At 60.0% G+C, this 22,167-nt stretch carries 21 protein-coding genes; 1 reads left to right on the forward strand and 20 read right to left on the reverse strand.

Going from position 1 to position 22,167, the window contains the following annotated elements; genetic code table 11:
• Positions 1 to 4 precede the first annotated feature (4 nt).
• The 11 genes from alaS to CAY53_RS13015 form a co-directional block, all read right to left on the reverse strand.
• Positions 5 to 2,647, reverse strand: a complete 2,643-nt coding sequence (alaS, locus tag CAY53_RS10410; RefSeq protein WP_104937045.1) for an alanine--tRNA ligase — start codon at positions 2,645 to 2,647, stop codon at positions 5 to 7.
• Positions 2,648 to 2,866: 219 nt separating this feature from the next.
• Entirely contained in the window at positions 2,867 to 3,868 is a 1,002-nt protein-coding gene (rfaD, locus tag CAY53_RS10415; RefSeq protein ID WP_104937046.1) for an ADP-glyceromanno-heptose 6-epimerase, read from the reverse strand.
• A 124-nt stretch (positions 3,869 to 3,992) separates the two neighbouring features.
• A complete protein-coding gene (locus CAY53_RS10420) occupies positions 3,993 to 5,360 on the reverse strand; it encodes an MFS transporter (RefSeq protein ID WP_181040279.1) in 1,368 nt (455 codons plus the stop codon).
• 73 nt (positions 5,361 to 5,433) lie between these two features.
• Positions 5,434 to 6,321 (reverse strand): FKBP-type peptidyl-prolyl cis-trans isomerase, encoded by an 888-nt coding sequence (locus CAY53_RS10425; protein ID WP_245874810.1) that lies wholly within the window; start codon positions 6,319 to 6,321, stop codon positions 5,434 to 5,436.
• 150 nt (positions 6,322 to 6,471) lie between these two features.
• Positions 6,472 to 7,770 (reverse strand): phenylacetate--CoA ligase family protein, encoded by a 1,299-nt coding sequence (locus CAY53_RS10435; protein ID WP_104937050.1) that lies wholly within the window; start codon positions 7,768 to 7,770, stop codon positions 6,472 to 6,474.
• An 86-nt stretch (positions 7,771 to 7,856) separates the two neighbouring features.
• The gene (locus CAY53_RS10440; RefSeq protein ID WP_104937051.1) at positions 7,857 to 8,189 is read right to left on the reverse strand and encodes a hypothetical protein; all 333 of its coding nucleotides are present in this window, start codon (positions 8,187 to 8,189) and stop codon (positions 7,857 to 7,859) included.
• 78 nt (positions 8,190 to 8,267) lie between these two features.
• Positions 8,268 to 8,699, reverse strand: coding sequence for an ACT domain-containing protein (locus CAY53_RS10445; RefSeq protein WP_104937052.1), 432 nt, complete (start codon positions 8,697 to 8,699; stop codon positions 8,268 to 8,270).
• A 44-nt stretch (positions 8,700 to 8,743) separates the two neighbouring features.
• A complete protein-coding gene (locus tag CAY53_RS10450) occupies positions 8,744 to 9,328 on the reverse strand; it encodes an indolepyruvate oxidoreductase subunit beta (protein ID WP_104937053.1) in 585 nt (194 codons plus the stop codon).
• Positions 9,325 to 11,133 carry an indolepyruvate ferredoxin oxidoreductase subunit alpha gene (gene iorA / locus CAY53_RS10455; protein WP_104937054.1) on the reverse strand — a complete coding sequence of 603 codons (1,809 nt, stop codon included), beginning with the start codon at positions 11,131 to 11,133 and terminating at the stop codon, positions 9,325 to 9,327. Before iorA ends, CAY53_RS10450 begins: the two co-directional genes overlap by 4 nt.
• Positions 11,134 to 11,164: 31 nt before the next feature.
• Positions 11,165 to 12,916, reverse strand: a complete 1,752-nt coding sequence (locus tag CAY53_RS10460) for a hypothetical protein (RefSeq protein ID WP_104937055.1) — start codon at positions 12,914 to 12,916, stop codon at positions 11,165 to 11,167.
• A gap of 160 nt (positions 12,917 to 13,076) precedes the next feature.
• Positions 13,077 to 13,223: a hypothetical protein gene (locus CAY53_RS13015; protein WP_181040280.1), complete on the reverse strand. Its 147-nt coding sequence runs from the start codon at positions 13,221 to 13,223 to the stop codon at positions 13,077 to 13,079.
• A 94-nt stretch (positions 13,224 to 13,317) separates the two neighbouring features.
• On the opposite strand from CAY53_RS13015, the gene CAY53_RS13020 reads away from it, so the two are divergent.
• Entirely contained in the window at positions 13,318 to 13,455 is a 138-nt protein-coding gene (locus CAY53_RS13020; RefSeq protein ID WP_181040281.1) for a hypothetical protein, read from the forward strand.
• A gap of 254 nt (positions 13,456 to 13,709) precedes the next feature.
• Here CAY53_RS13020 and upp read toward each other — a convergent pair whose 3' ends face one another.
• The 9 genes from upp to CAY53_RS10505 form a co-directional block, all read right to left on the reverse strand.
• Complete coding sequence (gene upp / locus CAY53_RS10465; protein WP_104937056.1) at positions 13,710 to 14,336, reverse strand: uracil phosphoribosyltransferase; 627 nt, start codon at positions 14,334 to 14,336, stop codon at positions 13,710 to 13,712.
• A gap of 251 nt (positions 14,337 to 14,587) precedes the next feature.
• Positions 14,588 to 15,667, reverse strand: coding sequence for a hypothetical protein (locus CAY53_RS10470; RefSeq protein WP_146106504.1), 1,080 nt, complete (start codon positions 15,665 to 15,667; stop codon positions 14,588 to 14,590).
• A gap of 258 nt (positions 15,668 to 15,925) precedes the next feature.
• On the reverse strand, positions 15,926 to 17,278 hold the full coding sequence (locus tag CAY53_RS10475) for a hypothetical protein (RefSeq protein WP_146106505.1): 1,353 nt from the start codon (positions 17,276 to 17,278) through the stop codon (positions 15,926 to 15,928).
• 112 nt (positions 17,279 to 17,390) lie between these two features.
• On the reverse strand, positions 17,391 to 18,110 hold the full coding sequence (locus CAY53_RS10480) for an energy-coupling factor ABC transporter ATP-binding protein (protein ID WP_104937059.1): 720 nt from the start codon (positions 18,108 to 18,110) through the stop codon (positions 17,391 to 17,393).
• 1 nt (position 18,111) lies between these two features.
• On the reverse strand, positions 18,112 to 18,858 hold the full coding sequence (gene cbiQ / locus CAY53_RS10485; protein WP_104937060.1) for a cobalt ECF transporter T component CbiQ: 747 nt from the start codon (positions 18,856 to 18,858) through the stop codon (positions 18,112 to 18,114).
• A gap of 77 nt (positions 18,859 to 18,935) precedes the next feature.
• Positions 18,936 to 19,571: a NikL family nickel/cobalt ECF transporter subunit gene (locus CAY53_RS10490; protein ID WP_104937061.1), complete on the reverse strand. Its 636-nt coding sequence runs from the start codon at positions 19,569 to 19,571 to the stop codon at positions 18,936 to 18,938.
• A gap of 2 nt (positions 19,572 to 19,573) precedes the next feature.
• The gene (gene cbiM, locus CAY53_RS10495) at positions 19,574 to 20,185 is read right to left on the reverse strand and encodes a cobalt transporter CbiM (RefSeq protein WP_104937062.1); all 612 of its coding nucleotides are present in this window, start codon (positions 20,183 to 20,185) and stop codon (positions 19,574 to 19,576) included.
• Between the two features lie 3 nt (positions 20,186 to 20,188).
• Positions 20,189 to 20,965 (reverse strand): DUF4198 domain-containing protein, encoded by a 777-nt coding sequence (locus CAY53_RS10500; RefSeq protein ID WP_104937063.1) that lies wholly within the window; start codon positions 20,963 to 20,965, stop codon positions 20,189 to 20,191.
• Positions 20,966 to 21,236: 271 nt separating this feature from the next.
• Entirely contained in the window at positions 21,237 to 21,995 is a 759-nt protein-coding gene (locus CAY53_RS10505) for a M15 family metallopeptidase (protein WP_181040282.1), read from the reverse strand.
• Positions 21,996 to 22,167: the final 172 nt, after the last annotated feature.

Consider the following 22,167-nt stretch of genomic DNA (forward strand, 5'->3'; position numbering starts at 1 on the left):
CTGCCTACAGCATGTCCAAAACAATGTCCGGCACAGCCCGGATGGCCTCGTTCAGTTTGTCGGGCATGGTGCCGCCTGCCTGTGCCATGTCGGGCCGGCCGCCGCCTTTGCCGCCCACCATGGCCGCAATCCGGTTGACCAGGCTGCCTGCCTGGAGCCGTTTGCTGTACTGCTCACTGACCAGGGCAATGAGCGCGACTTTGCCCTCGCATTCGCCGCCCAGGACAATGATGCCGTCTGGCATTTTCCTGCGCACCCGGTCGCCGATTTCCCGGAGCGTCTTCACCGAGTCCAGCGGCACCCGGCGGGCCAGAAGGGCGATGCCGCTGACCTCGCGTTTTTCTGCCAGGAGCTGGTCCATATCGGCCAGCGCCAAATTGGCATTCAGGGCGGCAATCTGCTTTTCCAGCTCTTTCTGGTGTTTGATGAGCGTCTGAATCTTGTCCGGCACGGCCTCCAGCGGCACGCCCGCCGCCTCGCTGGCCGCGTTTGCCGCGTGCATCATGTCTTCAACCCAGCGCAGGGCAGCGGTGCCGGTCAGCGCCTCAATGCGGCGCACCCCTGCGGCAATGCCGCTTTCACTGACAATCTTGAAAAAGCCGATGTCGCCGCTGCGGCGCACATGGGTGCCGCCGCAGAGCTCCCTGCTGAATTCGCCGATGCGCACCACCCGTACCCGGTCGCCGTACTTTTCGCCAAAGAGCGCGGTCGCGCCGCTGGCAATGGCGCTTTCCCGGTCCAGCACCTCGGTGACAACCTCGCTGTTGCGTCGGATCCGGTCGTTCACCATCTGCTCGATAGTGAAGATTTCGCCGCGGCTGAGCGGTGAAAAATGGGTGAAGTCGAAGCGCAGCCGGTTGTGATCCACCGAAGAGCCGGCCTGCTGCACGTGCGGCCCCAGTATGTGCTTCATGGCCGCGTGGAGCAGGTGGGTCGCGGTGTGGTTGCAGGCGGTCTCCTGCCGCCGGGGCGACACCTCCATGCTCACCGTCATGCCGGTTTCGACCTCGCCCTGGGCCAGCCTGCCCTCGTGCAGGATCAGGCCTTCGATGGGTGCGCTGGTGGCTGTCACCGCAAAGCGGCCTCCGGGCCAGGTGATCTGCCCCTGATCCCCTTCCTGACCGCCGCGCTCGGCATAAAATGGCGTTCGATCGACCAGAATCTTCAGCTCCGCGCCCGCCCCGGCATGGGTGATCAGTACCCCGCGTTCGTCCACCATGCCCAGAATTCTGGCCGGGCCGCTCGTGGCCTCATAGCCGGTGAATTCGCTCTTCAGGCCCTGCTGGTCCAGCTCCAGAACACCAGCCTCCAGATGGGACACATCCGTGCCCTTCCACGACTTGCGCGACATTTCCCGCTGCCGCTCCATGGCCCTGTCAAAGCCCTGTTCGTCAAGGCTGATGCCCCGCTCGATGGCCGCGTCGCGTACGATGTCCACCGGGAAACCGTAGGTATCATACAGCCTGAAGATGAATTCGCCGTCCAGCCGGGCCTGGTCGCCCTGTGCCTGCTTGAGCCGTTCGATTTCCTGGTCGAGCCGCAGGAGACCCTGATCCAGGGTGGCGCCGAAGCGGCTTTCTTCGTGGCTCGCCACCTGCTGCAGGAGCCCGGCGGTGTTTTTGAGATGCGGATAGCTGGGCGCCATGAGTTCGGTGACCAGGGCGCAGGTGTCGTGAAAGAAATCGGAAAGCCCCAGCGTCCGGCCGTAGCGGATGGCCCGGCGCATGATGCGGCGAAGCACGTAGCCGCGCCCTTCGTTTGCGGGCAAGACCCCATCGGCCACCAGAAAGGTGGTGGCCCGGGCGTGATCGGCAATCACCCGCATGGAGATGTCGTCCTGCCCGTTTTCATGGTAGCGCCGGCCCGAGATCTCCGCGATCCGGTCGATGATCGGCGTGAACAGGTCGGAGTCGAAGTTGTTGTGTTTGCCCTGCAGCACGGCGGCCACACGCTCCAGCCCCATGCCGGTGTCGATGGAGGGCCTGGGCAGTCTGGTCATGGTGCCGTCGGCTGCGCGGTAGAACTGCATGAAGACCAGGTTCCACAGTTCCAGAAAACGGTCGCAGTCGCAGCCCAGGCGGCAGTCCGGCCGGCCACAGCCCACCTCCGGCCCCTGATCCAGATGAATCTCCGAACAGGGGCCACAGGGCCCGGTGTCGCCCATGGCCCAGAAATTGTCCTTTTCGCCCATGCGCACAATGCGGCCTTTGGGCAGATCCTCCACCTCCTCCCAGAGCCGACAGGCCTCGTCGTCGTCCTGGTAGACCGTCACCCAGAGTTTTTGTGGATCCAGGTGCAGCTCCTTGGTGAGAAAGTCCCAAGCAAAGTGGATGGCCTCCCTTTTGAAATAGTCGCCAAAGGAGAAGTTGCCGAGCATCTCGAAAAAGGTGTGATGCCGGGCCGTGTAGCCCACGTTTTCCAGATCGTTGTGCTTGCCGCCGGCCCGCACGCAGGGCTGGGCCGTGGTGGCACGCTGGCAGGCACTGGACTCTTCGCCCATGAACACCTTTTTGAACTGTACCATGCCGGCGTTGACAAAGAGCAGGGTGGGGTCGTCGTGCGGCACCAGCGAGGAGCCGGCGATCCGGGTGTGGCCCCTGGACTCAAAGTAGCGGAGAAATTTTTCGCGAAGTTCCTGTCCGGTCATAGGCTGCGCCAGATGAAAAAGAACGGGCGAATGCGTTGGCATCACGCCCGTGTGCAGATGGTCGGTGTTTGCGGCTCCGGGCGGCAGGCGCCCAAAGCCAGGCGCTGAAATATACTGGCAATTCCGCTTACGTCAACCTTTTCGGGGCGAAGCGGGGCTTTTCACCGGGCCTGGCACCGCAGAGCATGGGCTGGGAGCAGGCCCGCTCTCACCGTATATTCAGCGCTTGCCTTCGTCGCCCAGCCGGAAATCCTGCAGGAGATAGGTCTGCACATAGTCGGCGACCGCCTCGGCCAGGGGCGTCATGGGCTGGACGAAGCCGGCGGCCCGCAGCTTTTCGGCATCGGCGCAGGTAAAGTACTGGTAGCGGGGCCGGAGTCCTTCCGGCATCTCGACGTAGCTGACAGCGGACGGCAGTTTCAGAGCGGCAAAGAGCGCCTGCGCCAGTTCATTCCAACTGCGGGCCTCGCCGCTGCCGATATTGAACAGGCCGCCCGCCTGCCGCTGCTGCAGCAAAAAGACCGTGGCCGCCGCCGCATCCTTGACATAGACGAAGTCGCGCCGCTGTTCGCCGTCTGCATAGTCGGGCCGGTATGAACGGAAGAGGGTCATGCCGCCGCTGCTCTGCACCTGCTCGAAGGCCTTGAGCACCACCGAACGCATCTCGCCCTTGTGCTGCTCGTTGGGGCCGAAGACGTTGAAGTACTTCAACCCGGCCACCTGGCTCAGCAGTCCCTGCCGCAGGAGCCAGAGATCAAAGGCCTGCTTGGAGTAGCCGTAGGCATTGAGGGGCCTCAGGCTGTGCAGATAGTCCGGACTTTCCTCGTCTCTGAAACCGAAGCGGCCATCGCCATAGGTGGCGGCGCTGGAGGCATAGACGAAGCGGGCGCCGGATTCCAGCGCGAAGAGGCAGAGCCGCTTGGAGTATGCAAAGTTGTTTTTGGCCAGATAGGAGGCGTCGCTCTCGGTGGTGGAGGAGCAGGCGCCCAGGTGAACCACGCCTGTCACCGGCTCCCGGCCCCACGGAAAGGCATGGCCTTCCAGAAAGCCCAGGAAAGTGTCCTTTTCGTAGTAGTCGCGGAAGCGGAGCGGCGCGAGGTTGCGCCATTTTTCGCCCGCCCCCAGATGGTCGACGACAATGATGTTGTCTTCGCCCAGTTGGTTCAGGCGCCAGATAACGGCGCTGCCAATCAGGCCCGCGCCTCCGGTAACGATCAGCATGATGTGCTCCTTGCAGGGTGAAGAAAAAGCGCCTCTCTCGGGAAGACCTGCAGCTCCGAAGACGGAAAGACAGGGTGTTCGGCCACTCTACACCGGAGCGGCGTCACACGAAAATGAAAAATGCCTATCTCCTGGGTGAAGGCCTCTGCCAAAACAGAGCGACCAGCGCCGGCAGGCAGGCCGCAAGCAGGGCCGCCGCCAGATAGCCGGGCGCCCAGCCAAGGGCCGCTTTGAAGGCCAGCTGCTCCAAGACCGCCGCCGGCGCATCCGGATGCTGCGGGATCAGGAGCAGCCGTTCGTGGTGGGTCAGGGCGGCAAAGCCCATGCCAATGCAGCCGAAGGCCACGTTGCAGGCCATGCCCTTGAAGCTCAGCACCGTGGCGCGTCTGGCCGAGCTGGTGATGGCGTTCAGGTAGTGGCTGGCAAAAAAGGAACACAGCATCATCCCGATAAACACCCCGGCCATGGGCAGCACGCCGTAGAGCGGTATGAAGCGGACCAATGGGCACAGTATCGCCAGCATGGCCAGGCCGAGGAAGAGGGCATTGCATGCGGGCGGAAAGCGCTCGACCATCAGCCGGGCCAGGCGCGGCACGGCCAGCCCCAGCACCGCGATGGCGGAGCCGATCAGGCCGAAACTGGAGTCCGGCAGACCGATGAGCCGGTAGTAGGGGCTGGTCAGGGTGGCCAGCATCCTCAGGGTGTGGTCCATGCTCATGGTGAGGAGCAGGATGGCCAGGGCAAATGGCGTGCGCAGCACCCAGAGGGCGGCGTGCCAGGTGCGCAGGCTGAGGATGAACAGCGCGTGCCGGGCCTGGGGATGGCTGCGCTCTTCCGCCGCAGGCAAGGGCTCCCGCATGCCCAGGGTGACCACAGTGGCGGCCACGGCAAACAGGCAGCTCAGGATCAGGGGCAGGCGCATGCTGAGGCCATGGCCGATATGTACGGGCAAGCCGAGGATCGTACAGAGCCTGTTCAGAAATTCGTGGTCATACACCGCCGCACCCAGGGTCATGGCCAGGATGAAGGCCAGGCTCTGGGCGCGCATCTTCCGGTCCAGCACCAGGGGCCACTGCTCCGTCAGGCCGCGTTCGACCAGGCTGTCGTAGGCCAGGGCCTCGTCGCTGCCGCTGCTCATGGCCTCGGCCAGTCCGCCCAGGATGCAGTTCAGGAGAAAGAACCAGAAGACCAGGGGACTGCCGGCCGGGGCCAGCGCCGGCAGCAGCATGGCCAGGGCAAGCAGCGCCGAGGCCATGACCAACAGACGCTTCCGGCCCCAGAGATCGGCCAGGGCGCCGGAGGGCACCTCGGCCAGCACAATGGCAAAGGCCCAGGCTGTGTTCAACAGGGCAAATTGCTCCAGACTCAAGCCGAAGTCCAGAAAGAGCACGGTAAAGACCGGATAGTAGAAGCGTGCGTTGAAGAGTGCCCGGAAGAGGAGAAAGCGCCGGATATTGGGCAGCAGGAGGGCAGAGGATGGCGCTATGCTCATGGATTCGGCACACAGAAAAAGCCGGAGCAGACAGATGCCGCTCCGGCTTTGGGGCGAGTCGGAAGGTCTCCTTTTATTGCTTTTTCGCAGGATTGGCTTCCGCCTTGCCGACAGCGGCCTTGGCATCCGCCTTGTCCGCTTCGGCCTTGCCCTCGGGCTGGGGCTGCACAATATCCAGCAACTCGACCTGGAAGATGATCAGAGAGCCCGGACCAATGGCCGGCGGCGCGCCCTGATCGCCATAGGCCAGATCCGGGGGCAGATAGATTTCGTAGGTCGAACCCACCGGCATGAGCTGGACGCCTTCCCGCCAGCCGGGAATGACCTGCTTGACCTGAAATTCCGCCGGTTCGTTGCGCTTGTAGGAACTGTCGAATTCCTTGCCGTCAAGGGTGCGGCCCTTGTAGTGCACCCGGACCGTGTCTTCCGCCAGGGGTTTGGGGCCCTTGCCTTCCTTGATGACCTTGTACTGCAGACCGGAGACCGTGGTTTTGACGCCTGCCTTGCCCTTGTTGGCGGCCAGGAACTCGTCGGCAGCCTTCCTGTTGGCCACATTCATGGCCACGGTTTTCTGAATCTGCTTTTCATACTGGCGCTTGGCGAAGTCCTGCTGAATCTTTTGGGCCTCTTCCTCGCTGATGAGCGGCTTGGCGCCGTCGTAGCTGTCCTCTATGCCCCGATGGATCAGGGACAGATCAAATTTCTCGTCCATCTCCTTGAAGTATTTGCCCAAAGACAGCCCCAGGGCGTAGCTGTACTGCTGCACCTCTGTCTGCAGTTCCTTGCTGGCAACGGCGGTTGCGGCGGGCTTGTCCTGCCCGGCCGCTTTGTCCTGGGCGGCAGCCGTGGTCTTCGCGGCGGCTGTTTCCGCTCCGCCGACCGCCTTCGTCGTCTCTCCGGCGGCAAAGGCCAGACCTGTGGTGAGCAACATGCCCAGTGCAAGCGGTACATACTTTTTCATCTGTTCCTGCTCCTTTTTTGATGGCAACTATGAAAACGCCGAAGCCTGCCCTGCGGCTCGCCTGCGTTTCGTCTGTACATTTATCCGGGGCAGCCCGGAGTCGAAACTGCCCTTTCTTTACAAGGATCGCCTTTTTTTTGCAAGCCACACTTAGTAGGTGCGCCGGTCGATGACCCGCCTGGCCTTGCCTTCGGAGCGTTCCAGCGAGCGTTCTTCCACCAGTCTGACCTCGACATTGATGCCCAGTTCGGAATTCAGGCGGCGCTTGATATGATCCACAGTCGCCTTCTGCTGCCTCATCTGGTCGGAAAGCAGGGCATCTGTCGCCTCGACCAGCACGGTCGCCCTGTCGCTGTGATGTTCCCGCTCGACAATGATCTGGTAATGGGGCTCCGTACCCTCCACCTCGAAGAGCACCTTTTCGATCTGCATGGGAAAGACATTGACGCCCTTGATGATGAGCATGTCGTCGGAGCGGCCCAGAACGCGCTCCATGCGCCTGAAAGTGCGGCCGCAGGGGCACTCGCCCGGAAGAATGCGGCTCAGGTCCCGGGTGCGGTAACGGATGACCGGGAAGGCTTCCCGGGTCAGCGGCGTGACGACCAGCTCGCCCACCTCGCCCTCCGGAACCGGGTCCAGGGTCACCGGATCCAGCACCTCGACGAGGAAATGATCCTCGTTGATGTGCAGGCCGTTGCATTCCAGACACTCGCCGGAGAGCCCCGGCCCCATGACCTCGGAGAGGCCGTAGTTGTCGGTGGCCACAATGCCCAGTTTCTCGTGAATTTCCCTGCGCATGCCCTCGCTCCAGGGTTCGCCGCCAAAGAGCCCGTAGCGCAGCGAAAGTTCGCTTTTGTCCATGCCCATATCCCGCATGGCGTCGGCCAGAATGAGCGAATAGGAGGGGGTGCAGACCAGGGCCGTGCTCTTGAAATCCCGCATGATCTGGAGCTGACGGCGGGTATTGCCGGAAGATATGGGAATGACCGAGGCGCCGACCGCCTCGCAGCCGTAGTGCAGACCGAAACCGCCGGTGAAGAGCCCGTAGCCGAAGGCGATCTGCACCACATCGTTGGCGCTCACGCCGGCCGCCGTGATGATGCGCGCCAGGAGATTGGCCCAGGTGCCCAGATCCTTCCTGGTATAGCCGACCACCGTGGCCTGGCCTGTGGTGCCGGAGGAGGAATGGATGCGCACCACCTCTTTCAGGGGCACGGCAAACAGTCCGTAGGGGTAGTTGTCGCGCAGATCCTGCTTGACGGTGAAGGGCAGGCGGCGTATGTCGTCAAGACTTTTGATGTCTTTCGGATCAATATGCATCTCGGCAAATTGCCGCCGGTAAAAAGGCACCTTGCCCGCCACCCGCGCCACAGTTTCCTGCAAACGCTCCAGTTGCAGCTCTTGCAGCCTGTCTCTTTGAATGCACTCCTTGTCAGGATCCCAGATCATGTCTTGCCTCATGCGCAGGTTTGCAGGGTACGGAAAAACCGGCCCGCCGCCGTCGGGCCGGTCTGGTCATACCGTGGATTTCCGGATCAGCGTTTCGGATGATTGGCAGCGGCGTCCCGCACACAGGCGTCAACCTTGTTGCGGTCATTGCCCCAGCGTTTGGTGCAGTCGGAAACGATGTCTTTCCGGGGTTGACCGTTATGCGGCCGCATGTCCTGCTCCTTTCCGTCCGGTGCAGGCTGCCCCGGAGACGGAGCGACGCTCCCAGGCTGTCCGTTGTCACCCTGCACGCAGCGCTCGAAGGCCGCACGGTCCTTGTGCCAGAGCGGACGGCAGTCCTTATGATGCGGAGCCGCCACCGCACTCTGGGCGGCAAGCAGAAAAAAACCGGCCAGCACGACTAAAGGCATCTTGTGCATCTCGTTCTCCTTTCTGTATGTTTTTTCATGATGCTCGCATGGCGCCCCGTCTCCACCCGAAGCCGAGGAATCTGCGCCTCAGACCGCGCAGATTTCCCCGGTGGAAACCAGGGCAAAGCCCTGTTCCTGCAAGAGGGCCACGGCCCTGTCCATCTCGTCAAAACGGAAGATCATAACCGCGCTGCCGTCGGCCCGGTGCGCGTAGGCGTACATATATTCCACGTTGAAGCCGCCGCCGCTCACAGCCTCGAGTACGCTGGCCAGCCCGCCGACCCGATCCGGCACGGCCACGGCGACCACCTTGGTCCTGTTGACCGGGAAGCCGCGCTTTTTCAGCACTTCCCTGGCCAGTTCCACCTTGTCCACAATCAGGCGCAGGATGCCGAAGTCCGCGGTGTCAGCCACGGAAAGGGCCCGGATATTGATGTTGTTTTGCGCCAGGACGGCTGTGATTTCGGCCAGGCGGCCCGACTTGTTTTCCAGAAAAACGGCAAGTTGTTCAACCAGCATGGCAGTCCCCCAAACAGTGATGCTTTGTCGATGTCGGCCGCGCTTTACGCACGGGCCGCAGCCCGGCCGGCGAGAAAGGCCTTCTTGTTGACCTCGCGGAAGGCCGGCTTCATGGTGCGCTCGATCACATCAAGAAAAATATCTTCTCCCAGCTCCAGAAAGATCGACAGCGCGCCCACCATGGCCACGTTGACGCTTTTCAGCTCGCCCACCTGCCGGGCCACGGCAAAGGCGTCCACAGGAGTCACCCTGAGGCCTGCGGACGACAGTTCGTTCAAAATGTTTTCCGGGTACCGGCTTTGGCCCAGGGCCACGGATGGCGGCGGGATCTTCTGGGTGTTGACCACCGCCACACTGCCCCGATGCAAAAAGGGCAGGTAGCGGGCGGCCTCCATCATTTCAAAGGCGACCAGAATATCGGCCTTTCCCGGCTCGATCAGCGGAGAGTACACCTTTTTGCCATAGCGCAGGTGGGCCTCCACCGAGCCGCCCCGCTGGGCCATGCCGTGCACTTCGCTCTTCTTGGCGTCGAAGCCCGCCGCCAGAACCGCCTGGGCGGTGAGTTCGCTGGCGAGCAGGATACCCTGACCGCCGACTCCGGAAAAGAGGATGTTGCCGCCCCTGTTCATGCCCTGCCCTCCCTGAGGATGATGGCCCCGAATCTGCAAACCGACGCACACTGGCCGCAACCGTTGCACTGCACCGTGTTGATGCAGGCAAAGCCCTTCTGCTGTTCCCTGTAGCCCCTGGCTTTGGCCTCTGCAGGCTGAAGCGGCGTCCAACTGATGGCCGGGCAGTTCATCTGCACGCAGAGGCCGCAGCCGCTGCACTTCTCGGTTTGGGTCAAGTAAAGCGGCTTTTTTCTCCTGCGTTCTTCCGGCAGCAGCACGCAGGGCGCCCGGCTGATGACAACCGAGAGGTCCGAAGAGTCGATTTCCGCCTTCAGCGTCCTGCTGGTCTCCGGCACATTGTGCGGATCGACCACAACCACGCGGCCAACGCCCATGGCAGCACAGAGCTTTTCCAGATCGAGCGCCGGGGCGGCCGCGCCCTTGATGCTCTTGCCGTTTGCCGGGTTGTTCTGGTGCCCGGTCATGGCGGTGGTGCGGTTGTCCAGAATAATGATGGTGTGGTTCGCGCGGTTGTAGACCGCGTTCAGCAGACCGGTGAGACCGGAGTGCATGAAGGTGGAATCGCCCAGAACGGACACCAGCCTGTCCTGCCCCGCCGCGCCCAGGGCCTTGCCCATGCCGTGGGCCACGGTGATGGAGGCGCCCATGCAGACGCAGGCGTCCATGGCGGCCAGGGGCGGCAGCGCCCCCAGGGTATAGCAGCCGATGTCGCCCGAGACGAACACCTCCCGCATGCGCGAGAGAACGAAGAAAATGCCCCGGTGCGGGCAGCCGGCGCAGAGATTCGGCGGCCGTGGCGGCAGCTCCGGAGCCGGGAAGACTGCGACGACCTCCTCCGGCACCAGCGCCTTGCGCACGAGGTAGGGGTTCAGCTCGCCGATAGCCGGAATGACATCCTTGCCGTGGCAGGGGATGCCCATGGCCCTGATGTGCAGTTCCAGAAAGGGATCCAGCTCCTCGACCACAACGAGTTCGTCCACCGTGGCGGCAAAGGCGCGGATTTTCCGCTCCGGCAGCGGCCAGACCATGCCCAGCTTCAGCACCGGCGCATCCGGAAAGGCCTCCTTGACATAGTTGTACGACACGCCGGCACAGACAAAGCCACGTTTGCCCTGGCCCGGTTCAATGCGGTTTTCCGGCAGGCTCTCGGCCAGGGCCAGGAGTCTCGGCCATTTTTCCGCCATGACCTGACGTCGTTTCATGGCCCGTGCGGGCAGCATCACCTGCTTGACCGGGTCTTTCTCCAGAACCGGTTCCGGAACAGGCGCCCGCTGGCCCGGCATGACCACGCCTTTCACGTGGGCAAGCCGGGCGGTGGTGCGGAACAACACCGGCGCGTCCGCCTCCTCGCTGATTCTGTAGGCAGTGGCCATCATGGCCCGCGCTTCGGCCGGGTCGGAGGGCTCCAGCATGGGCAGCTTGGCGGCAAAGGCGTAGTTGCGGTTGTCCTGCTCGTTTTGTGAGCTGTGCATCTGCGGATCGTCCGCGGTCACGATGACCAGTCCGCCCCGAACGCCGGTATAGGCGGCGGTGAAGAGCGGATCCGCAGCCACATTCAGGCCCACGTGCTTCATGGTGGCCAGGGCCCGCGCGCCGGCAAAGGAGGCCCCGATCGCCACCTCCAGACCCACCTTTTCATTGGGCGCCCATTCGGTGTACACACCTTCATAGGCGGACAGGTTTTCCATGATTTCCGTGGAGGGCGTGCCCGGATAGCCGGAACCGACCCGCACCCCGGCCTCCCACGCACCCAGCGCTATGGCCTCGTTGCCGGAAAGCCAGAGTTTTTCCTGTTGTGCCATTTCGTGTGCTCCTTTTGGGATTATGTACGCCTCAGTGGGCCGCCGCTCCTGTCCCGTCCTGGGCAACGGGCACCCACAACGCGTGGAATTCAGCCTGTTCCTTGCCGACGGTGCAGGCGCTTGCCATGACTTCGGTGGATTGCATCAGTTTGATGAGCTCCCGCGACAAAACGCTTTCCCGACCCGTAGTACTGGTCAGCATCGTCAGCAGCGGCTGGGACTTTGCCGCCAGCTTCGCCGGCCTGAAGACAACGGCCGCGTTGTTGGCCCTAGTCAGGTCCGCGCTCATCTCCGTGCCCAGGATCGTCATCAGTTCCTGGGGCAGCGTCCCGGTCCGGCCGCTTTTGGCCAGCAGCGGCTGCACGGTTTTTTGCATGGCGCCCAGGACGAGCATGTGGTCATCCACGCCCAGGGACGGAACCAGGCCGACCTCATTCATGACGGGCCAGGTGTAGAGCCGGGCCTGATCCACTTGCTGCTGTGTGCCGGCAATGCCATAGGGAGCGACAATCTGGTTGACGCTCCCAGCCAGTTTCTCCACATTCGCCCGGTTGCGCACATTGGCAAAAATCGCCACATCAGGCATGGGGGAGACCTTGGTCTGGACGATGTCGTTCAGCACCAGTCCGTAGCGTGGCCCAAAGGACGATGCGGCTTCCTCGGGCGGTATGCCCAGAACGCCCTGCACCTGGGTCTGGAATTTTGCATAGTCCTCCGGATCTTCTTCGGCGACCAGCTTGAGCAGATTTTCCGGGGTCCAGGAGGTGATCCAGTAGAAAAGCAGACTCTGCTCGCCCAAAAAGGACAGGGGGCTGCTGTCGCTGGCAAGGCTGATGTCGACCGAGTTTCTGACCAGCTCGTGCAGCGCGTCGTAGCGGGTTCTGATACGGCTTTTGCTTTCCAACCCCTTGGCGCTTTTGAACGCGACGTCGTAGGCGTAGTCAATGCCGCTTGCGTAAGTGGCCAGTTTCTCGAAGTCCTGTCGCTTTTTCTCCCCACCTGTCAGCGCGTCGAGCTGCGGCAGCAGGGCGGCCATGCCCGCAATATTGTAATAGGAGGTGCTCATGGGCGCGGCCGCCGACTCCTTCTGCCAGAAGGCCACCGCCTCCCTGTACCCGCTCTGCGCCTGGAGATTGGCCCCGCCCTTTTTGGCCTTCACACCGGCCAGCACCGGGGCCTTGTCCTGCGCCAGGAGCAGCACATTGCCTTCGCTGTAGCCGTAAAAGGTGTTCGTGCGGCCGGAGCTGTCTGTTACCTGTATGCGGTTCAGCTCCAGGCCCTCGACCGTTTCCTTCTCAATGGTGACACCCTTGACCAGATTGCCCAGCAGGGAGGCCAGCGAAGCGCCCTGGGTGGTGGCATAGGTCGCCACGCTACGCTGCAGGGCCAGTTTCGGGTTGTCCCGGAGCAGGGCCATATCCGGCGGCAGCAATACCACGGTCAGGTCGTCGCCAAAAACGGCGCGGAAAGCCGGATGATCGAGGGTCTGGGCGATACCGTCGAAAAGCTGGTCATAGTCCTTTCGCATGGCATCGGCCTTGAGATCGTCCAGAATGGCGTGCATGGTGTCCTTGGCGAAAAAATGCCCCAGAGGGGTGGCGGCAAAGCCGTCCGCCATCTGATCCAGGTGGTTCAATGTGACCAGCGCCAGCGCATTTTCGGGCACAAAGCTGGCCACCGCTTCAGAGGTACCAGTATCCCTCCCGCCGCGGGTGAAGAACAGTGCGCCCGCGACAAGCAGTGCCGCCAGGGCCACGACGAGCAAGATTCCCTTTTTTTTCATGCATCCTCCTTTCGGGGTGGGTAGTCCCTTTCCCCTGTTGTTTTTTTGGTTTCGGGACAGTCTCCTGACCGCCCCAAACTCGCAGTCGCGTGAATGTAGCCCCTTTGCCGGGCCACTTCAAGCAGATATCGTTGTCCTGGTTTCGGTCCGGCGCGCGCGTTCAGTCCTGCGGCTCATAATGGAAACGAGCCGCCGCTAGCCGCATGTGCCCTGGGGCGGACTCCATGACCGTGCCGTTGATGATGCCGCCAAAGATGCTGCTGGGCAGGGTGTCGTCGGTGCCGGCATAGTATGGCAGCCAGCACACCTGTGATCATGATGGAGAACAGCGGGTACAGGACGGCAGCGTTTGAAAATGAAGCGGAAGCCAATGCAGAAGGGCGCCACGTTCAGGGCTGCGTTTGACCACGGTACGGCAGGTCAAGGCCCCCGACTGTCCCGGCAGGACGCAGAATCAGGATGGCCAGCCCCATGTCGCCGCCCGGGTACAGCCCGCCGCCTGCACCAGGGCATTGATGTGGACGGCCACCAGCGCCTAGGCCGGGCAGATGCGCTTCCCGTCTTTCAGCCGGGGCATGCCTTTTTGTCCACGCCCATAGGAGCCGACCTCCCCGGACCCTTTTGTAGCGGGGTGCCGCAGCGGGCTTTGTAACCCGGCCTCTTTCGCCGCAAAGCGACCCCTTTGTCAGGGGCAATGCCCTGCCGGCCGGGACCGCCGCCTCGACCAGGAGCGGTCCCGCCCCCTGGCTTCGTGCATATGGCATGTCTGATCGGCTGTTTGCATGCGTCAGGGCTATTTTGTGCCGAAAATGCGGTCTCCGGCGTCGCCCAGGCCTGGAATGATGTAGCCGTTCTCGTTGAGACGCTCGTCAATGGCGGCGGTATAGATGGCCACATCCGGGTGCTCGGCCTCGATCCTGGCGATGCCCTCGGGCGCGCAGACCAGATTGAGACTGCAGATCTGACGGCAGCCATGCGCTTTCAATAGCCCGATGGCGGCGCTCAACGTACCGCCGGTGGCCAGCATAGGGTCCAGGATGATGGCGAGACGCTGTTCCAGACCCTTGGCCAGCTTCACGTAATATTCCACTGGCTCCAGGGTGGCCTCATTGCGGTACAGGCCCACCACGCTGATTTTGGCGCCGGGAATCATGTCCAGCACACCGTCCATGAGGCCCAGGCCGGCCCTCAGGATGGGCACCACAGTCACCTTTTTGCCGGAAATGGCTTCCACCGCCACCGGCCCGGCCCAGCCCCGCACGGTGTGCTTTTCGGTGCGGAAGTTCTTGGTGGCTTCATAAATCAGGAGGCGGGCCAGCTCATTGGCCACGGTGCGGAATTCGTGGGTGGCAGTGGACGCCATACGCAGGATGCCCAGCTTATGGCGCACAAGAGGATGATCGACCACACAGACAGCCATGACGCCCCTCCCGGGAAAGGATGCAGAGAATATAATGGTTTGTTTTTACTGCCATTATTGATTCGTTAACCTATCAGCCCGTTGCAAGACTATATTTCAGGTTCCATGCTCCAGGAATTGCAAATTCCAGGTAACGCAGAAGCAGTGAGTTGCTCCTCTGCCTTGCGAAGTTTTCAACGGGTTCTTATCAGGGCATAACGAAGATCCTGATACTGCCGATCTGTCAGCTTGCGTACTTTGATAGCCATGGCTCATCTCCTGTTTTTGGTTGGCACATGTTTGACCCGTTCAATATAGCAACTGTTATTAAAATAAAATGGATGCTTTGATTCCTTATCGCTTCTTATATTAAAAATTCCAAGTTCTCCTACATAACGCCGCATGGTAAATGCTCTGTTTTTATACAAAAACAGTTCATGAGGATCACTACTCGCTGTGAAATCTTTATCATAATCTCCTGGAGAGATTCCATCAATTTCATTCTTGTCAGGATAGTATATTACAGTATACCAGTTTTTCCCTACATTTTTCATGTATCCTTTTCGCTCATACGCCACATTATCAAGGCAGGATTCTATCTTCATATTATCCGAATATATAAAACATTTTTCGTTTTCCTCGCAAATTTTTTCATTATCGACAAAAAGCGAGTAAGATAACACAGTGATTAAAGGTCCATCCTGTTCAAATTTAACGCTAGTCTTGCGCAAACTCGGGCGAAACAGATATCTCTTCTTAATGTTACTACCAACCTGTCCCCATGAATAACCATTATTCATATCACGAACATATTGCTCCTGCCACTTCACAAAAGAATCTTCTTTTATGAGGGGATACCTGTCACCCAGCCCACCAAAGAGCTCACGCTCAATAGCATAGACCAGCTCCCAATGATCTTCAATCTTCAGCTCTTCCCAGTCCGGCTCGCTGAACTGGGTCATGCTCGGATGAAATTTCAGCTCGCAATTGAACGAGGCATCGCTCTGCTGCAGTAAATCCAGATTCTTCACCATGTCCCGGCACACATTCCAGCCTGTCGGTTTCAACCCGAACCTGCCCTGCCCCAGATAAATCTGCGAGCCCTCCCTGTGCACCGCACGCTGGGTAGCTTTGGCCTGCTTCTCCCCGGCCTGCGCCATGGGTGGCAAAGCCAGAGCGCAACACAGCACCAGCAGCAGAAGAGCGAAAAGAGCCCAGCCCGGACATCTACCCGCCGCAGGCCTGGCTGGCAGCCGGGCCAGGGCAGGCTCTGTGCCCGGGCCATTCCGGAAAAAGGATGGAGAAGACGGAGAAAAAGGAAGGTACAAACCGGAAGGAACACAGAGCGACATGGCATCCCTCACAAAGTATGTTAGAGGAATCTTAAGCTATCGCCAGTATAGCTCCCCCTGCTGCCCACTGGCAAGCCCTGATGTATAACAGCCCGTTGAAAAGATCGCAGCAATGCGCTTTGCGAGTAAAATTTCGAATGGATTCGACTTCAAGATTAAATCCTATGCCAATAGTAATGATTGGTGGAGTGTGGGTATCAAAATACGGTGTTTGACTTGAATTACCGAATAGTATAACTCAGGATTTTTGGCATGATATTATTCATGTTTTTCCTCCTTTATTATCTTGATGTCCTTTTGCAGGGGTCTGAAAATCTCACATATAGATTGCGAGGCATAGTTACCAAAATCATTTTTGCTTATCCTGTAAATTGAACTTCCTAATCCAGCTTTTACCCCCTCTGCAAGATAAGCCCGATTATTATGCAGCAACAAGCTGAGTGGATGCTCTGAGCCTACACCCAAAATCTGAAGTTTGTTCGGTATGAACATGGACAATATCGGTTCAATTTTTTCAAACCAATCTTTTTCTTCAGAATGATACACGACCATATGCTCACCACCAGCAAGATAATCACTCCAAATTCCCTTATGTTTTTCACTTGCAGTTTTTATGCAATGCCCAACTTTTTTATGTTCCTCTCTGGAGTAAAGAACGATATCATTACCAAAAAGGTAAATGCATTTTCTAACATCCAAACACCTTTTTTCATAGTCGGTATACAGGGTATAAGCCAAGACTGTCTCCATCGGGCCATTCTGGGAAAAACGAACCTGCGTTTTGCGCAGACGGGGAACAAAGGCAAAACATTTCCCTTTCTCGGACTCTGCGACGCCAATTCCCATGGCTTCATAGCAGCCGCTTTGCCAGTCCTGCTTATAGCGAACAATCCATTCTTCAAAAGGCAACCTTGAACGGGCTATGTTGTCAGAAAGTATCTCTCGCTCAATGTTGTAGACCAGCTCCCAATGATCCTCAATCTTCAGCTCTTCCCAGTCCGGCTCGCTGAACTGGGTCATGCTCGGGTGAAATTTCAGCTCGCAACTGAACGAGGCATCGCTCTGCTGCAGCAAATCCAGATTCTTCACCATGTCGCGGCACACAGTCCAGCCCCTATCATTTTTCAGCTTGTGCACCGCACGCTGGGTAGCTTTGGCCTGCTTTTCCCCGGCCTGCACCATGACCGGCAGAGCCAGAGCGCAACACAGCGTCAGCAGTAGCCAGGGAAAGACCAGACTCAGAACTCCCCGCGCAGGCGGCCTGAGCACCGGCAGATGCAGGGCGGGCGCTGTGCCCCGGCCATGCCGGCAAAAAGATGGAGAAGAAAAAAGAGCGTACAAACCTGAAGGCACAAAGAGCGACATGGCATCCCTCACAAAGTATGATTGAACTGGTGCCTCGCTTGTGAGCGTACAGATACCTTGAAACATATCGGTGCAATTCCTGAACAGGCGGCAGGACAGGAGATGTCGCCGCTCATTGTGCCCAAATGCGAGCGCAAAAAGCGGCGTGGTGATGACAAGGAGCTTTCTCAGGCCAGGCGCCTGACAGCAAACGCCTTTTTGCACCTGAAGCGGTGGTGTAGAATAGTCTCCCGATATGCGAAGCATACGGCTCCGTTTCCTGCAGCCGTTCATATCAGGCACCTTGTTTCATGGCTCCAATCTCGTGATTACACTGTCCAGGGAAAATCGCCCCTTTCCGCTCAATCCCTAAAAGAATCTATTCGTTATGGTGGTGCGGCGTGTCACCCAGTGGGTGGCTGTGGAAATGCTGATGCATCTGTGAGTAATTGCAGCGGACAAGCTGTTGCCTCGCTATGGTCATGAATGCTGTGCAGGTCTTTTGCAGAAAATTAAAGTCGTGGGAAATGATAATCCAGCCAACGGGCAGCTTTTGCAGAATCTGGATGAGCTTTTTTTGATACGTTGGGTCCAGATCATTGGTGGGTTCGTCCAGGAGCAGTGCCCTGGGCTGCATGGCCAGCGTGGCTGCCAGCGCGACCAGCCGTTTTTCTCCGCCGGAAAGCTGGTGGGTGAGCCGCCCGGCCAGATGTGAGAGCCCAAGGGCCTCAAGGGTTTCCTCGGCCCTTGCCTGTGCCGCCTTGGGCTTCATACCGAGATTCAGCGGACCAAAGGCCACGTCTTCCAGAACACTTGCATGAAAAAGCTGGTCTTCCGCGTTCTGCAGTACCAGGCCCACTTCTTTGCGGAGTGCCCGGAACTCATGTTCCCTGGTGAGTGGCCTGTCGCGAAAGCAGATTTGCCCGGCAACTGGCTTCAGCAGCCCGGCTATCAAAAGAAAAAAGGTGCTTTTGCCGCTGCCGTTCGGGCCGTAAAAGCCCAGGCGCTCGCCTTCCTGAAAGGAAAAGACAGCCTCGGCGAATACAGGTTTGGCCTGGGGATATGTAAAGGAAAGCCGGTTGAGCGAGAAAAGAGCCATGTCACAGGAAGAAAAAGTACAGGGCGAAGAGCAGGCCCATAAACGCCAGAAAGGCGGTGTCGCGGCCAGTCCAGCAAAATTCGGCAAGGGATATAAAGCGGCCGGTAAAACCGCGCAGCAGCATGGCCTGCTGGATGCGCCCTGCCCGGTCCACGCTTTTCACGAGTGTGAGTCCCAGAAGATTGCCCAGGGTGCAGTAGCTGTGGAGACTCGCCCTGGGAACAAAACAACGTATTTTCAGTGCAATATGCAGAAGCCGCCATTCATCGGCCAACAGGAAAATCCCGCGATAGGTGAAGAGCAGGAGAAACACGAATTTTTCGGGCACGTGCAGGGCGCAGAGCGTGTGGCCAAAGCAGGGGATCCGCATGGTGGCGATGCAGGCAAGGGCCATACAGGTGATGGCATTGGCTTTGAGCGTGAGTAATGCCATGAGCACAAGCCCCTCCCGGCTTGCGGTGAGCAGGCCATATTGCCAGACCAGCGTGCCTGGCATGCTGAAGGGTACGGTCAGCCAGAGGAAAACAAGAAAGATGTTGACCACGAAGAGCCGGTGCAGCAGAGCCCGAATGGGCGGGCGACTGGCAGCGAGGAGCAGTACAGCCGCGGCAAGCCCGCTGGCAGCCTGCGGCACTCTTGCCGCCACAGCCAGCGTGCAGGAAAAGGCCACCGCCACCAGGACGCGAAGCCGTGCATCCAGCGCATGTATCCAGGTGTGCCCGTTGGCAAAGGGTTCGGAAAATTGCATGTTCTCTCTGTCTCAAAAACGGGGTGATACAGCAAGTTGGATGACGCTTTCCCCGGGGCTTGCGTGGGAGAGAATTTTTATTGGCTTTTCCGGCTTTTCAAGTAGGCAAAAACGCCGAACAGCCCGAAAATCCAGCCGATGCCGCCCACAATTTCCACGAAACCGGGCCCTCTTGCATGGTTCTCAGCCTGCTGGGCTGCGAGTAGAGACTGAATCGGGGCGAGTTTATTCTCCAGTACCCGGTCGATGGCACGCTCCAGTTCCGCCGTGCTGACGCTGGGTTGTGTGTTTTCCTGCGCAGGGGCAGACCGGCTGAATGCGGCCGGCGGCTCATCGCCTGCTGTCGATGCAAGCGGCGGGACGGCCTGCTGCCCTCTGAGGGCCTCGGCCCCGAGTCGCCATTCGGCCTGGTGCCCTTCACCGGCATGCACAACGAGCCGCAGGGCTGCAGGATTCTGCAGCAGTTCGGGCGGGATGGCAAGGCGGGCCATGCCCATTTCGTCGCTTTTGCCCCGCAAAAGCTCCCTGCCGCTGGCCGCATCGTACACAACAACTTCCGCGTGCTTTGCGGGCCGGGCCCTGCTGAAGCGGCAGTCCGCCACGATTTGACCGGAACTCACATAGGCGAAAAGATGCACGCGGTGGGCCAAGGCGGAGGGGGTGCTGGCCAGCAGCCCTGCCAGCATGAGGCAGCAGGCAAGAAAACGACGCATGATCAACTTCCTGGTCTGGCGGCGAGCATCTCGGGCCGGACTTTCGCGAGAAAAGAGACCACCGAAACCGTGACCAGGCCCTCCACCACGGCAATCGGCAGATGGGCGATGAACAACAGTTTGGCCGCAGTGGCAAAACCCTCGTCGGTAAAGGCCAGACTCAAGGCCGTGAGCAGGGCCGCGCCCAAAACGCCCAGCGCCCCGCCCAGAAAGGCTGCCGTGAGCCGCAGACAGCCTGCGCGCTTCAGCCAGGGCCGCGCCGCAATGCCCACGATGACCGCAGGCATTGCCATGTTCCAGGTGTTGACACCCAAGACCGTGATGCCGCCGAATTGGAAGAGCAGCGCCTGTAACAGAAGGGCCACCGCAATGACGGGAAAGGCCACCCAACCCATCAGCACCCCGGTCAGGCCGTTCAAAAGCAGATGTGCACTGGTCGCCGGGCCTATCGGTACATGCAGCAGCGAGCCGGTAAAAAACGCGGCTGAAAGCAGGGCCGCAGGCATAAGGCGGCTTTCGTCCAGCTTCTTCAGGCCGAGCGCGCAACCGCCCACGGCCAGCATGCCACCGCTTATCAGGATAGGGGCGGAGAGCACCCCTTCGGCAATGTGCATCGCTTATTTCCCGCTCCGCACCGGCTCAACAAAATGCGCCCAAAGTACCGCGCCCAGCTCCACATCCTTGGGCTCGCCCTTGTAGGGCATCTTTTCCGGGGCGGTATTCAGCGCGGCAAAACCCCACCAGCCGGCAAAGGGAACGGCGTAGCTGAATACCCCGTTTGCATCCGTCTTGACCACCTGTGTGACGAAGGCTTCTGCCGGCTCCTTGTACTTCTTGTCCTGGTTGTAGAATTCAATTTCCACATCCACACCGGCTGTCGGCTTGCCGTCCAAGAGAACCTGTCCCTGGAATAGGTTGCCGCGGTAGTTGCCAAAGGGCCGGGTCAGGGGAACGATTTCCGTTTTCAGGCCCAGTGGCTCGTCCCAGCCGTCTTCGCCGCCAAAGACACTGACATAGGTCTTGGTGTAATGTACGATGAAACAGTCCTCCGAAGGTTCCCAATAGGGCTGAGGTTCCACAGCGAACTGATAGAGGCCGGGCTGAGTGGGCCTGAAATCCGCCTGCCAGGCCGAATGCTCATACACCTTGGTAGGCTTGAGCAGGGGTGCAAGGTCGGTTTTCCGGCCATCTGCCACCGCAAAAAAGGCAGCGGGCCGGGCCATTTCCATGCCGTTGCCCTCCATGGGGTGGGAAAAGGCCAAGGTCAGGTGAATATCGGCCTTTTTGGGGTCAGACACGATTTCCCGGTCGGGGATGAGCAAGCCGAAATGGGCGTAAGCAGGACTTGCCAGTATGCAAAAAGCGGCAATGGCGGGGGGCAACAGGCGGGACATGGCAAACTCCTTGGATCTTCCTGGATAAATGCATACGAAACAGCTCATGGTAACACTGGCCGTTCTTTCTACTTGCCTGTCCGGGCAATGTCAAGCGGAATGGGCCCGGATACGCGAAGCATAGGGCTTCGTTTCCTGCTGCCCTTCATGTCAGGCCCCTTTGTTTTTATGCCTCCGATTTCGTGACTACACGCTCTGATTCAGGCGTTAAGCGGTTAAGACCCCGATATCGGCCTTACAGCCGATCCCTGCCGGAAAAACGGGCCGGAGTTCAATTCCGGTCCTTTTTTTGCGTTGTTTCTTTGCTCCCCGGCCCAGTGGTCCCGGGCATCTTTGCTGTCGCCTGCGCCGGGCCCTCCGCCCGCCTGCCGCGGCCCTGCTCCCCCGCAGTCGCCCTGCCCTCTTCCGGCATCTGATATTCCCAATGCCAGGGCTCCCAGACAATGCCAAAACTGTTAGCCTTGCCATAGGTTTCAACAAAACCGTATTCCCGGGCATGCCGCCTGAGCCAGGCATAGGCCGGCGTCCTGCCGAAGGCTGCGGAGCTGGGATGCAGATCCACCGCCAGCCCCAGCGCGTGGCGGGAATATCCGGGCGGCGCCGTGTGCCGGGCGATGCTCTGAAAGCTCAGGCCCTTCTGCAGATTACGGCGGTAGATTGCCTCCTGATACACCGCGCTCCGGTAAGCCGAATCGGCCTGCAGCACGATACCCTCTGCCCGGGCTGCCTCCGCCATGCGCACAAAAGACAGGAGGGCCTCTTCCCGAAGCGAAATCTCCATGCCGCCCAGGGTCAGTTCCCTGGGCATGAGCACGAGACACCGCAGCGTTTCCGCCGGAACCCGCACCCGATGGCCGGCCCAGGGTGCGGGCACCGGATATGTGATCCCGTCGATACGCACGGTTTCCGCAGGCTGCATCCCGGCACCGGCAGCCGCACGCTGTTCGGAGTTCTGCCCCAGGACACCGCCAGCAGGCAGACACAAGGCGAAAAGCGCCAGCAGCACCGGCAGGCATTGTTGTCTGTTCATCGGCAAATCCGGTAAAATACAAACAGGGAGGCAGTCGCCCGCGCCACTTGACAACACAATCCAGTTGCCGGGCCAAAACATTGGGTATAGAGTGACAACGTCACGCAAACAGCACAAGCCTGTTTGCATAACCCGCATCCCTGCATGCTGTCAATGCCCTGCCCTGAAATCA

This window comes from Desulfobulbus oralis, from assembly GCF_002952055.1.
Classification (GTDB): domain Bacteria; phylum Desulfobacterota; class Desulfobulbia; order Desulfobulbales; family Desulfobulbaceae; genus Desulfobulbus; species Desulfobulbus oralis.

What these genes read in the sequence shown, in the direction of transcription:
- iorA (WP_104937054.1), bottom strand. Translation starts at nt 11,133, where the DNA reads ATGGCACAACAGGAAAAACTCTGGCTTTCCGGCAACGAGGCCATAGCG.
- cbiQ (WP_104937060.1), bottom strand. Translation starts at nt 18,858, where the DNA reads ATGCAATTTTCCGAACCCTTTGCCAACGGGCACACCTGGATACATGCG.
- CAY53_RS10425 (WP_245874810.1), bottom strand. Translation starts at nt 6,321, where the DNA reads ATGAAAAAGTATGTACCGCTTGCACTGGGCATGTTGCTCACCACAGGT.
- CAY53_RS10480 (WP_104937059.1), bottom strand. Translation starts at nt 18,110, where the DNA reads ATGGCTCTTTTCTCGCTCAACCGGCTTTCCTTTACATATCCCCAGGCC.
- CAY53_RS10505 (WP_181040282.1), bottom strand. Translation starts at nt 21,995, where the DNA reads ATGAACAGACAACAATGCCTGCCGGTGCTGCTGGCGCTTTTCGCCTTG.
- CAY53_RS10420 (WP_181040279.1), bottom strand. Translation starts at nt 5,360, where the DNA reads ATGAGCATAGCGCCATCCTCTGCCCTCCTGCTGCCCAATATCCGGCGC.
- CAY53_RS10445 (WP_104937052.1), bottom strand. Translation starts at nt 8,699, where the DNA reads ATGCTGGTTGAACAACTTGCCGTTTTTCTGGAAAACAAGTCGGGCCGC.
- CAY53_RS10490 (WP_104937061.1), bottom strand. Translation starts at nt 19,571, where the DNA reads ATGCGTCGTTTTCTTGCCTGCTGCCTCATGCTGGCAGGGCTGCTGGCC.
- CAY53_RS10435 (WP_104937050.1), bottom strand. Translation starts at nt 7,770, where the DNA reads ATGATCTGGGATCCTGACAAGGAGTGCATTCAAAGAGACAGGCTGCAA.
- CAY53_RS10475 (WP_146106505.1), bottom strand. Translation starts at nt 17,278, where the DNA reads ATGCTTCGCATATCGGGAGACTATTCTACACCACCGCTTCAGGTGCAA.
- cbiM (WP_104937062.1), bottom strand. Translation starts at nt 20,185, where the DNA reads ATGCACATTGCCGAAGGGGTGCTCTCCGCCCCTATCCTGATAAGCGGT.
- CAY53_RS10440 (WP_104937051.1), bottom strand. Translation starts at nt 8,189, where the DNA reads ATGCACAAGATGCCTTTAGTCGTGCTGGCCGGTTTTTTTCTGCTTGCC.
- CAY53_RS10470 (WP_146106504.1), bottom strand. Translation starts at nt 15,667, where the DNA reads ATGTCGCTCTGTGTTCCTTCCGGTTTGTACCTTCCTTTTTCTCCGTCT.
- CAY53_RS10500 (WP_104937063.1), bottom strand. Translation starts at nt 20,965, where the DNA reads ATGTCCCGCCTGTTGCCCCCCGCCATTGCCGCTTTTTGCATACTGGCA.
- upp (WP_104937056.1), bottom strand. Translation starts at nt 14,336, where the DNA reads ATGGCTGTCTGTGTGGTCGATCATCCTCTTGTGCGCCATAAGCTGGGC.
- CAY53_RS10450 (WP_104937053.1), bottom strand. Translation starts at nt 9,328, where the DNA reads ATGAACAGGGGCGGCAACATCCTCTTTTCCGGAGTCGGCGGTCAGGGT.
- CAY53_RS10460 (WP_104937055.1), bottom strand. Translation starts at nt 12,916, where the DNA reads ATGAAAAAAAAGGGAATCTTGCTCGTCGTGGCCCTGGCGGCACTGCTT.
- rfaD (WP_104937046.1), bottom strand. Translation starts at nt 3,868, where the DNA reads ATGCTGATCGTTACCGGAGGCGCGGGCCTGATTGGCAGCGCCGTTATC.
- alaS (WP_104937045.1), bottom strand. Translation starts at nt 2,647, where the DNA reads ATGACCGGACAGGAACTTCGCGAAAAATTTCTCCGCTACTTTGAGTCC.